Source organism: Gayadomonas joobiniege G7 (genome assembly GCF_000300815.1).
GTDB classification, from domain to species: Bacteria; Pseudomonadota; Gammaproteobacteria; order Enterobacterales; family Alteromonadaceae; genus Catenovulum; species Catenovulum joobiniege.
In genome coordinates this window covers 1039848-1052106 of sequence record NZ_AMRX01000006.1, presented here as the reverse complement: position 1 = coordinate 1052106, position 12259 = coordinate 1039848, and the positions used below count along the sequence as shown (strand labels likewise).

Sequence of the window (12259 nt, the reverse complement as noted above, 5' to 3'; positions counted from 1 at the left end):
TTAAAACCTTAATTGAAGTCCCATATTTAATCATTAAACAACCTTAATTATTTTATTTGGATTTTTGTTATTAATTATTGTGTCTAATGTTAAAGATTGACACTTGGTGATGGTGTTTATTGTCGCCGCTAACCTACATTAGCGCTTGGTCGCTAGAACAAAATATAATTGCGTATTTATATTAATTTAACGATAATCTAACAAATGTATTTAAATTAACAGCGCGTTTGCGGGAAGATTATCTATGACTAACACGGAGAGCAGTTTTCGAGATACCAGTCGTTTAACAACTTTGGTGAAATACGCCCTTTATGCACAAATTATTATTTATTCAATTTCTTTTGTTTCAAACCTTTTTGAATATCAGTTGTTATCCAGCTACCAAGACGGAACTTATACTTCCTATGAAGAGGCTGCAGCGGCTGGGGATGCAAATGATTTAAGGCAAGGGATCATTGTTTATGTTTATTTGGCGATTTTTGTTGTTTCGGGTTTTTTGATTCTGCGTTGGATCTATTTTGCAAACTATAATGTTCGTAAGCTCGGCGCGAGCGATCTCAAATTTAGCCCTGGCTGGTCGATTGGTTTTTATTTCATCCCAATTTTAAACCTTTGGAAGCCGTATCAAGCAATGAAAGAAATTTGGCGTGCCAGCCATCACCCAAACGATTGGCAGTCAAAAGAGGGTACTAGTCTGCTGGTGGTGTGGTGGGCTATTTGGATAATCTCTAATACGATAGACCGTTTCGTATTTCGTAAGAGCTTAAACGCTGATGAGTTACAAGAGATGATACATCTTAACTTGTTGACGCAACTGTCTGATGTGATTTCAATTGTGCTCTCAGTGGTTTTTTTACTCATCGTTAAGCGCGTATACGCCGCCCAGCAGGAGAGTTACCAAAAGTTGTCGCTTGAAGCAGAATTAACGAGAACTTGAAGACTTATTTGCCGTAAACTATCCCATATATGCATTGTTTATTCCGAACAGTGAATATTTACGCCGTAAAACTTAAATGAAAACCTAGGATATATGTTAGCTTTGGTAAAGTGGATAGTTTGCGTTTGGTTGTGGCTTTTTGTTGCTAGCGGTGCCGCGCAAGACACCACCTTGCACGCGTTAATGACCAGCAGTGAAAACTGGCAAACTCTGAGTTCGATTTCTAACTCAGAAATTAGCAGTATTGAGCTAGATGGAGATGCAGGCATATGGCTGGGCTACCATAATTTAGTTCAGTACTATGATGGCTTGAACAAGCATGCTTATCCAATACCGGCAGGCAACGATTGGGGTTACGTAAAGTACTTTAAACGGCTTGCGCCAGCTAAGGTATTGGTGTTTTTTGAACAGACCATAGTACTGCTTGAAAACGGCCAGTGGACTGTTATTGCTGACAACATTGGTATTATATCTGGCGATAAAGCAATAACAGATTCATCCAATCGCATTTGGTTTATTACACGTAATCAGCTAGGTTGGATTGAGCAAAATCAAGTCCATAAAAGTCGCGTACTCGGAACAGATCTGCGTGATTTTTTATTAGATGAGCAAGGTTTTTTTTGGTTGGCAGACAGCAAGACAGGCGACATCAGCCAATTTCAGTTTGCCAATAACCAGCTTCAACTTAAATCTAAATGGGCGGGTGTGCTAGACCCAAATAATACGGGCTGGTCGAGGTATCGTTTAATCCAAGATAAAGCTGCGCGTATTTGGGCGATAAGCACCGGCTATTACAACCCACCCGTTTATGCTGAATATAAAGATTTGCAGACTCCCTCCCAATCAAACACTCAGCCAGTTTGGCAGCAAGCGCAGTTTTTTGATGAGATAGATGATAAAACGCACCACGCTATTAGTCTGACTGAAACCGGTGAGATTCTTATTATTGGCACCCGCCAAATGTATAAGCGGGATCAAACGGGTGATTGGCAGTATTTTCCACATCCTTTTGGAATGGCACAAAGTTTTAGTGAAAAATATCAGCTTAAAGCAACTGGTCACCAACTCTTTTTATTAAAAGAGCGTTTTGCAGTTAAAAGATTGAATTTTGATACGGCTAAAATCACTGTTATGCAGGACTTAATTTACGGGTGCCATGATGATGAAAACAACCGTTATTTTATAAGTAAAAGTGGTAACATAAAACGTTGGCAAGCTGCTACCAATAAGTGGCAAAACTTAGCGAAAAATAAGGCGATCATAAGTGACCCTGTGGCCTTGCATTGTGAAAATGGCCGCCTGTATGCTTTTGGTGGTCATCAAAACCAAGCGGCGCTAAGCGTGTTTGATGGAAGGCAATGGGCCACTCACCTGTACCCTCAATTGGGGCAATTGATTCATTTTGAAAAAATACTCTTTACCAAGCGTGCCATCTACGTGGGTGGCACCGCAACGAATCATTCGGTTCGTTTAATCAAGTTAGATTTACGCGGTCAAGTGTTAGAAGAAATAACACAGACCAGTAAAGAACGCATGATAAGACAAGGGCCTAAAGGTATCATTGCAGTTGCAAAGGATAAGCTGTACCAGAACTATGCGGTCAGTCATTCTGCGCAAACACTCATTAGGTTAAAAAAAGGCCTTGGCTGGGTAGCCGACGTTAAAACAGACAAAACAGGCAATGTCTGGGTGGCTAGTTGGGATCAGGGTTTATATCAAATTAAACAAAGCCATTGGCAGCCAATGGTCACTGACTTAGACAACAGACCTAGTCAGATTGCAAACTTATTGATAGGTGATCAGGGAGACGTCCGCGCTTTAAGTAGTAGGGGGTTATTAAGTTTAATTGATGGACAGTGGATAACTACACGAATACCACTGGTTCGTGTTGAACGGCAAAATAACCAAATATTGCAAGATCCTGATGCAAGTTTTTGGCTTAATCAAGCAGGCAGAGATTGGTTTTTGCGGCGTCATGGTTACCTTAATCGTACAATCTCTTTTTTTAGTTTAAACTACAAAAATAACGGATTGGCACCAGACACTAAAATATCACTTACTCAAGCAATCTCTGCCGGTGCTGAATCAGTCACAGTTAAATTTAGCGCTGTCGATTATTGGCACGAAACCGCAACAGAAAATTTATTGTTCAGCTATCGAGTTAATGGACACTCGTGGTCTAGTTTTAGCGCACAACCCCAACAAACAATCTTTGGATTAACACAGGGCGAAGATCATCTCATTGAAGCTAGAGCCATAGATCAAGATGGCAATATTGACCGCTCACCGGCACAAATATCGGTGCATATTAGTATTGTTTTTTGGCAAACGCTCTGGTTTAAAGTGTTATGTGGGGTAGTCGTCTTTGTTATTATTAGCTTAATTGTGCTCTTGTATGTGCAACGCTTTCGCCACGAGAGTATTCAAGAGCAATCTAAACTCAGGTTTTTAACGCAAATTACGCATGAACTTAGATCGCCGCTATCCATGATCATTGGCCCGCTAGAGCATATGAATGCAAAATTGTTAGATTCTAACTTACAGCAACAAGCCCAATTTGCGTTAAAAAATAGTCACCGTCTTGCCAGCTTAATTGAGCAGATTTTGGATTACCGGCAATTACAAAAGCAAAATTTAACATTTAAAACGCAGCTAAATGATTTACTGGATGCGAGCTATTCAATATGTTGCAATTTGAGTGTTATCGCGGAACAAAAAAATCAAAAGCTCATCTTTATAAGCAACTGTCAGCGTTTCAAAGCTGACTTTAATCAAGAAGCTTGGCAAAAAATTCTTGATAATCTAGTGATTAATGCGATGAAGTTTTCTCCGGAAAACAGCCATATTTTTATTGGTTTATTTGTTATAAACAATACACAGGTAAAACTCTTGGTGCAAGACCAAGGGCGCGGGATCCCAGTGGCTGATCAGGCATATATTTTTGAGGGTTATTCTGCCAATGCTAAACAGCCAAGCCTTATTGCAAAGCAAGGACCACCGGCAAGTTTGAAGCAATTTAAAAGTTACGGTATTGGTTTGGCGTTGGTTAGCGAATTAGTTCATAAAATGAATGGTCGGATTAAAGTTACCAGCCCTGCAAGTATGGACGAATTTTTTAAACAAGTTAAACATCTAGCCGCTGATTCTGATGGTTTTAATTGGCCGTGGTTTGATTGTCGACACCGCAGTAACCAAGGGTGCTTATTTAGTTTGCACTATACGCCAGAAAAGATCATTGATTTAGAGCTCAAGTTTTTCCAATCGCAATGCCACTCTGTGGTTGATTCACTCGAAAGAAATACCGTAACTAACAATAAAAAAACGGGTCTAAAAAAAGCTCACTTGCTCATAGTTGATGATAATGAGGCGCTGGTGGACTATCTCACTGAAAGTTTTGCCGATGCATTTTATATTAGCCGAGCTGAAAACGGTTTGCTTGGTTATGAAGTCGCCAAATTGCAGTTACCGGATGTTATTTTATCTGACATTCATATGCCACAATCGAGTGGCTTAGCAATGTGCAAAAAACTGCAACTAGACAAAGCAACCGCCCACATCCCCATTGTATTGATGAGTTCGGATGATAATTTGCAAATTCAAGTGAATGCGTTTATTTCAGGTGCGATAGATTATATAAGTAAACCTTTGTCTATTAGGCAATTAACGTTAAAGGTAAATAACCTAGTCACTAAACAGCAGCGGTTGTTTGATAGATACCAAGCGGGTCATGATGATAACGCCAAAAACAATTTGTTTATTTCCCAAGTTGATAAATTGCTCATTAAGTACCTTGCCAACGAGGATTTTACTATTGATCAATTAGCGCAAGAAATGGCAATGAGCCGGAGCGCGTTTTATCGAAAATTTAAAGCCGAAATAGATCTGTCTCCAGCCGAGTATATTACTCAATTTAGACTCGAAAAGGCGAAAGAAAAATTAAAAGATGGTTGCTCAGTAGCAGAGGTAGCCTTGAGTGTTGGTTACTCTGACAGCAGTACCTTTGGTCGGATATTTAAAAAATATAATCAATGCTCGCCGTCACAATTTAATCAACTCAGTCAATAATCACCCTAACAGGTAAAAATGACCTTTGGTCAAAATACATTAGCTTTTGATTTTAAAATATTATTTTAGATTTTAAATTGACTTGAACAGCAGGATTTTTGGCACAAATAAACTAATAAAAATGCTCAATTACGGACTAACATAAATAGACTTTTAATATCTAGGAAGCCGTTATGAAAAGACTATTGATAGCCCTGACACTTTTAATTTTTAACGTCTCGGTATTTGCTGATTTACCTAAGTTAGAACATAGGTTTGGCGAGGCTTATGTTCTTGCCGATAATGATACATTGATTGTTTCAACCGGTCGCTTTGAGCGCCAATGGCAATTGGTAGATACAGGATTAGCGACGCGTCTAGTTTCGTTTGGTGAGCGTGTGCAAACAAGTCAAGCAACGACAGCAGACTGGAATTATCCAGGATGGATCACGGCAGAGACTAAAGCCGATTTAGTGTCTTTAACGGCCGAGATCAGTGACGACGATCAATTTACCAGCCCGCATATAAATCTTATCGCCGAATTTAATTATCCGAGCATAAAAACCCAAATTCGCTATCAAATCTGGGTTTATCCTGATGCCGAAGGGGTACGCACTCAATTGTGGGTAAAAGGTCAACCGGTCGTTGCCAAGCAGACCGAAAAAGGCCCACAGTTAAAATTATTAAAAGGCAAACAAATAGAACATGGATTTAGAGCCAAAAAACAGTTGGCTATTAGAATTGAAGAGCTCGCCGCTAATCAGTACTATCGGGCAAAAATATTTGCATCAGAACAAGTGGATGTAGCGCAATCCATAGTGTTAACCAGTCTAGATAATGAGTTTAAAATTGAACCCCCAGAAAAGTTAAACCCGGGGGGTAGCTTGGCACTCGATTTACCTGAAGCGCTTAGACCGGACGGCACAGTCACCTTGTTAGTATCATCATCCAAGCAAGCAACTACCGCGATTGACCGGATAGAAATTGAAGCATGGTCAGCGGCCAATACCCAGCGGAAAAAGTATACTTTTCCGTCTCGTTCGATAAATAACACATTTGACAGAGAGCAGCGTTCGATGTCAGCTCGTGTTGATTTTGTCCCAGTGAGCGGTCAGCAGATCGTGGCAGCAGGTTATTATAATGATACTCAGCATAGACACACATTAAATACACCGCTTATTAAGGAACAACAACTAAAAAATAACGATCAGGTCGATTGGGCAAGCTTATTATTTGTTGAAGATCACTCAAATGGATTTGCATTAGTTAAAGAATCGCCAAAGTGTGTTAATCAGCCGAGTGTTGATACCGGACGTTTTGTGGTAAACAAGCGGGGTGTTGAGACCACGGGTTGGGGCATTTCGCGAGCAAATATCAAAAAAAATGAGTGGCGTTGGGCGTGGGCAACTTGGAATATTTCGTATGCTGCATCTAGCCAAGCAGCGCGAGAATTAGCTTTAAAGCAGTTTCATCGAACACGGTTTCCGGTGGATGCCAAGTTAGATTTATATACCAAAGCCAATACATGGGGTTCTGGAAACGGCGGCACTGAATCTAAGCAATTTGCTAAAGAAAGCGAAGTGTTAGCTGAAATACGATCAGTTTCAGCGTTAGGGTTGGACGCCTTGCAAATTGATGACGGCTGGCAGACTGGCAGAATGCCCAGTTTTAATGGGCAACAATCAGCGTGGCAAGTTAGACCCGATTGGTATCCGCAAGGTTGGAAGAATGTGGTTGCACAAGCTAAAAAATACCAAATCCAGTTAGGTATTTGGCATGCAGCCAAAGCACCATTAAAAGATTTAAAACATAATTTTGACCAGGCCAAATTTACCACTTGGAAATTGGATTTTGCCAATTTATCTAAGTATGAAGGAGCCTATAATTATCTTAATAAAGCGCGTCAACTTATTCGCTACAGTGATCATCAATTGAGAGTTAATTGGGATGTAACCGAAAATGCGCCTAGGTTTGGCTATTATTGGGCGTCTGAAGCCGGTAACTTATGGCTTGCTAATCGCAAGCCAGAAACGCCGGTTAACGTCATTCCTAAACCGTCATTGATGCTGCGGGAGGTATGGCAAATTGCTCGATATTTAAACTTAAATAAAATAGAACTACCTGTGGTTAATTTTGCCATGGTTAATCAACAAGCCAGTGATGCTTATTTGCACTCGACGGAATACGCAACCGCGTTAGGTTTACCTGGCATTCCTGTTTTTTTTCAAACCACACGATTATTAACTCAGCAGCAACGTGACGAGACTAAAAAGCTATTGAATGTTTACAAAAAACATCGTAATAACTTGTTTAATGGCTACGTATTCCCGCTTGGGAAAACGCCAGACGGCAAATCAATTACCGGATTTCAATGGTTTAATCCTGTTAAACCGAACGAAAGTTATTTGCTTTTATTTAGAGAGCGTTTGAGTAAACAAGCACAAACGCAAATTGAGCTAAACTTTTTGCCTAAGCATTCAAACTGGCAAGTAGAAAATTTGTTAGGCAAACAAGCACAAAAAATAACCGTTAAGCAGGGTAACGCCAAAGTGTTCATTAAAGAAGCTGGCGACATTGCTTTTGTTAGATTAGAGCGTGCTTTATAAAAGAGCTAAGTCATTCTCCACACTATGATTTTTTCAAACAATCAAGTGGTGTGGAGAAATCATAAAATTTAAATTAACTCAATAACAACTAGGGCTCGGCAAGTTGTTTGAGCGCTTCGTCGCTTAATTTTTGTTGGTAGTTTTGATAACTGAGTCCTAGCCATTGTGGCAAGGTTGCGCTGACAAAAATTGATGACCAAGTACCAAACACAATCCCAATAAAGAGCGCGCTGGCAAAACCATGTAAGCTAGCACCGCCCAACAACCAAATAGCGCCTATCGTGGTTAGTGTGGTTGATGAGGTAATCAAAGTGCGGCCTAAAGTGCTTGCTAGTGCTTGGTTGATGGTATTAGCGACTGGTTGATCGGCGTGTGTGCGTATCAGCTCCCTGACTTTATCCCCGATAATGATAGAGTCGTTTAATGAATAACCTATGATTGCTAATAAAGCCGCCAAAACGGTTAAATCAAATTCCATACCGGTAACCGAAAAGCAAGCAAGTGTCAGTATTACATCATGTAGCAGCGCAACACTTGACGCCACTGCCAGTCGCCACTCAAACCTTATAATAAGGTAGCTAGCGACCAAAATTAAACTAACGAATAACGCCAGCCCACCTTGTTCAATAAGCTCTGCGCCAACTTGTGCACCCACATAGCGGCTGTCTAATATTTGCAAGCCAAGTTCATCGGGCAACTGAGATTGCCAAGCAAGCGGCTGCTCTATATTATCTTGCGGCGGTTGAAATAGTTGCCATTGCAATGCGCCTTGGTTGGACAACTTAAATTCACCATTTAGATGGGGATTTATTTGAGCTTGTAGGGCACTTTTGTCTAGATCTTGCACAATAACAAACTCAGTGACATAGCCCCCGGTAAAATCTTGCCCCAGCTGCAAACCGCGCTGCGCAATTAAAAAACAACTGAATAAAACAGCAATAATGCTGATAACTAAGCCCGTGGTGCGTACTTTTTTCCATCCGTTAGCCATGTTGTACTCCTTGGTTTTTGTTTGCGGCAGTTGATATTAATTGTTTGGATGCAGGTTTTATTGACGGTAATCGATAAAACCACTGCGACAATTGAGCAGACACGACCACGCCACTAAACATGCTGGTTAAAATGCCCAGCGCTAAGGTGATAGCAAAGCCTTTAATCGGGCCATAGCCGATTGACATAAGTACAATAGCTGTGATCATTGTGGTTAGGTTGGCGTCAATAATACTGCTTTGTGCTTGTTTATAGCCACGCTGTAGGGCAGCCATCATGCTGCTTCCTTGTTTGCGCTCCTCTTTTATTCGCTCAAATATAATGACGTTGGTATCTACCGCCATGCCGATAGTAAGTACTAAACCAGCAATACCGGGTAAGGTTAAAACGACACCAGGCAGCAGTGACATTAAACCTAACAAGCAAATTAAATTTGCAAATAAGGCAATGCTGGCAATCACACCTAGCTTGCGATACCAAAACAACATAAAAGCCAGCGTGAGCGACAAACCCAATGCTAACGCTTTAAAGCCACTGCTAATGTTTTGCGCGCCTAGCGTTGGCCCTATGGTGCGCTCGGTAACTATTTTTAACGGTGCATCTAATGAACCCGCGCGTAACAATAAAGCTAAATCTTGTGCTTTTTGCCAAGAGTCGAGATTAGTAATGCTAAACCTTTGTCCAAGCACTTGTTGGATCCTGGCCACTGAAATAACTTGGCTGCTTTCATGAATCTCGCCTTGGCTGTCGGCAATATATTCGCTGTATAAAGTGGCCATAGGTTCGCCCACATTGTCGCGGCTAAAGTGCAGCATTTTTTTACCACCTTGCGGCGATAAACTGAGTTGGACCAAGGGTTTACCATATTCATCTCTGCCAGCTTGCGCATTGTCGATATCGGCACCACTAAATATGGCTAACGGGTTTAGGTTAACAGTGCCATGTTCGGCTGCGACCCTTTTTCCGCCCACCTCTTGCAACGCATGAAACGACAATTGTGCGGTTGCACCAATAATACGCTTGGCTGCGGCGGGATCTTGCACGCCGGGCAGTTCTATTCGAATATAATTTTGCCCTTGGCGTTGGGTGACTGCCTCTGTGATGCCTAACTCCTCAATGCGCGATCTCAGGGTGGTTAGGGCTTGTGTCATGGTTTGTTTATTAAATTCAGCGAGACCGGCTTCATTATAGCTTAAGGTCGATAGCGTTAAACTGCCTTGCTGCTGAGTTTTTACCATTAACTGCGGAAAGAGTTTTATTAATTCCTTTTGCAATTGTTCTAAGCCTGCTTGCGCGTGCGATGTGGCAGCTAATTGCAAGCCGCTTGCTGTGCTTTGCTCTATTCGCACGCCGTGGAGTTTGTTTTTTACTCGAATTGATTGCGCTTCTAACGCAAGGTTTTCCATTCGTTTTTCAAGTGCTTTGTCGGTATCCACTTCAAGTACAAAGAGCACACCGCCGTTGAGATCTAACCCCAGTTTAATTGGCGATAAACCCATTTTTTGTAACCAGAGCGGGGCGGTTTTCTGCTCTATGACCTTAATTGATGCCTGTTCGCGTAGCGCTTCTGAGAGCATTTGTTGCGCTGACGCTGAGTCTGTTTGTTGAGTCAGTTCGACTAATGTATTGTCGGCCGAACTGATTTGTTTAACATTAAACTGGTTTTGTTCTAATAGTCCTTTAACCAAGTCATTGCTAGGTAAAACCTGCTGGTTGTTCAAAGGGCTAATACTGATTAGGGTTTTATTTTGGTATAAATTGGGTGTTGCACAGAGTCCCAGCACTATAACAATAGCGGCGACAATGAAACGCTTGATCCTAACTTGCCAAGAGGACGGCGCAGTATTTTTGTTGGCAAACATAAGTATTTACTCACTTAGCTGCCGCGTAACCTATAGCTACCCGGCCAGCTTTAAACTAATAAAAAATTTTAATGCCAAAAACAATGCCCTTATAAAGAGTCGGGCATAAGCTTTTGGCGCTGTATAAAAGTTAATATCAGCTAGTGTGAGCGAATGTCAGTTGTGAGCGGTACGTTAGGTTAGCCGGTCGGCAATTATCAATAGCGCCGGTGCGTGGCCTAGAGGTACACTGATACCAAGGTGGTTTTATCGGGCTTTTTAAACGATAACGCTCAACAGGTGGAATATCTGGCTCGGCTATCGCATAAAAAAGTTGGTAATCGGGTTGTTGCTCAGTATCAAGAAAATGGCTTGGCTGGGTGAGCCGACTGCTTTGCGGAGATTCTGCGGGGTATTGAGCAGGCACTTTATCTACTAAACCTGCCTGAGTAGAGGTTAGCTTATTATCGCCTGTAGCATCCGCAGAGATTTGGGTATAAGCTGACTGCATCTGCAAATTATCGGCAATAGCTGTCTGACTACCTATATTCAGTAGCATAAATGAAGCTAATAAAATAACCGACAAAAATGCTTTTGTCACTTTTGCATACACCTTAATTTTCATCTGGGAAAGATATGTGCAATCTAGCTGTTTTTCAAGCTTTATTGATAAAGTATTTAATTGGGTGACTCATGGACAATCGTCAGGTAATTATTTTTGATGGGGTTTGTAACCTATGTAATGGCGCGATAAATTTTATTATTAAACGCGACCATGCCAACAAGTTTGTTTTTGCACCATTGCAAAGCCAAAGTGCAAAGGCGCTTATGGCTCAGTATAATGTGCAAGATAAGGCGACTGATACCTTTATATTAATTAAAAACAACCAGTGTTATGTTAAAACGAATGCAGCCCTTGAAGTGATAAATCTGCTAGATTAAGGGATTCAGAGGCGCGCCCAACATATTGGCAAATGAATAAAAGAGATGATGTTAGATCAAATGCCGTGCCGTGGACGCTTACCTCTTGGTATTGTTAGCATTTTGATTCTGCTAGAACCTCAAAGTACTCTTTTATTATTTTTAATTTTCCCTCTTTATTAAATTTCACGATCTGATAAAAGCTGGAATCTGTATAGCATAATTTTACTGAGTACCGATCGGCAGTAATTCGAAATCCATTATCAACTTTTATAAAGTTTGCATTTGAGTAGGTAATTTTGTCACCAGTATTTCTTGACATCCAAATTGCCGCGCTCGCTGATTTTTTCCATTCTTTACCTGTAAGCTCTGCAAATTTTTTTAAACCGTGAGCGTGTTTTGTATACCCCAATATTTGTGCACTATCAGAATATAGTTCAATGACTTTTTCGTCATACATCTGAAGTAATAACGCATACCGTCGAAAAAACTCCACTGGGTGCTCATCGGCTATATCTGGGTTGAAACCTCTATATTCATTGTATTCATTATCGCTTAACTCCTTAGAATTAACAGCAATTACAGTAAAGATGGATAGGGCGATAGTGCTTTTTATATAAATATTCATGATGAATCATTCTTAATGATGACGCCTTAAACATTGGCGCTTTAGCACGTCTACACCGGACGGCGATTTTGCCTTGTTTTGTGTAGACCCGATATGGACATTAACTAAAAAGGTGAAAGTCCAGTGTATGAAGATCACCGATGAAATAACTGACTCTTATTGAACGACAACTACTCGCGAATGGCAAGCGCAAATCCGCGCGGCTTTGTATAGAGGGAAGATATATTGTTCCGGAGCAAAGTGAGAAGCTTGAAAAAACTAGGTGTGCATGTTTTTAACCTCATCAATCTTG

General features: G+C 41.0%; 8 protein-coding genes. 4 read left to right on the top strand and 4 right to left on the bottom strand.

Features of this window, described 5'->3' with window-relative positions; all coding sequences use genetic code 11:
* Positions 1-244 precede the first annotated feature (244 nt).
* The 3 genes from C727_RS0111995 (at position 245) to C727_RS0111985 (ending at position 7587) form a co-directional block, all read left to right on the top strand.
* Positions 245-937 (top strand): DUF4328 domain-containing protein, encoded by a 693-nt coding sequence (locus C727_RS0111995; RefSeq protein ID WP_017445891.1) that lies wholly within the window; start codon positions 245-247, stop codon positions 935-937.
* A 93-nt stretch (positions 938-1030) separates the two neighbouring features.
* Positions 1031-5002, top strand: coding sequence for a hybrid sensor histidine kinase/response regulator transcription factor (locus C727_RS0111990; RefSeq protein ID WP_017445890.1), 3972 nt, complete (start codon positions 1031-1033; stop codon positions 5000-5002).
* A gap of 173 nt (positions 5003-5175) precedes the next feature.
* Positions 5176-7587, top strand: coding sequence for an alpha-amylase family protein (locus tag C727_RS0111985; protein WP_017445889.1), 2412 nt, complete (start codon positions 5176-5178; stop codon positions 7585-7587).
* Positions 7588-7675: 88 nt separating this feature from the next.
* Here the strand turns inward: C727_RS0111985 and secF are convergent, their stop codons facing one another.
* From secF to C727_RS0111970, 3 genes are all read right to left on the bottom strand, one after another.
* Positions 7676-8578, bottom strand: a complete 903-nt coding sequence (gene secF / locus C727_RS0111980; protein WP_017445888.1) for a protein translocase subunit SecF — start codon at positions 8576-8578, stop codon at positions 7676-7678.
* On the bottom strand, positions 8571-10439 hold the full coding sequence (secD, locus tag C727_RS0111975) for a protein translocase subunit SecD (RefSeq protein ID WP_017445887.1): 1869 nt from the start codon (positions 10437-10439) through the stop codon (positions 8571-8573). Before secD ends, secF begins: the two co-directional genes overlap by 8 nt.
* A 136-nt stretch (positions 10440-10575) precedes the next feature.
* Complete coding sequence (locus C727_RS0111970; RefSeq protein ID WP_237742333.1) at positions 10576-11019, bottom strand: hypothetical protein; 444 nt, start codon at positions 11017-11019, stop codon at positions 10576-10578.
* A 92-nt stretch (positions 11020-11111) separates the two neighbouring features.
* On the opposite strand from C727_RS0111970, the gene C727_RS18490 reads away from it, so the two are divergent.
* A complete protein-coding gene (locus C727_RS18490; protein ID WP_017445885.1) occupies positions 11112-11360 on the top strand; it encodes a thiol-disulfide oxidoreductase DCC family protein in 249 nt (82 codons plus the stop codon).
* Positions 11361-11454: 94 nt separating this feature from the next.
* On the opposite strand, the gene C727_RS18485 is transcribed toward C727_RS18490, so the two are convergent.
* Entirely contained in the window at positions 11455-11967 is a 513-nt protein-coding gene (locus C727_RS18485; protein ID WP_017445884.1) for a hypothetical protein, read from the bottom strand.
* Positions 11968-12259 lie beyond the last annotated feature (292 nt).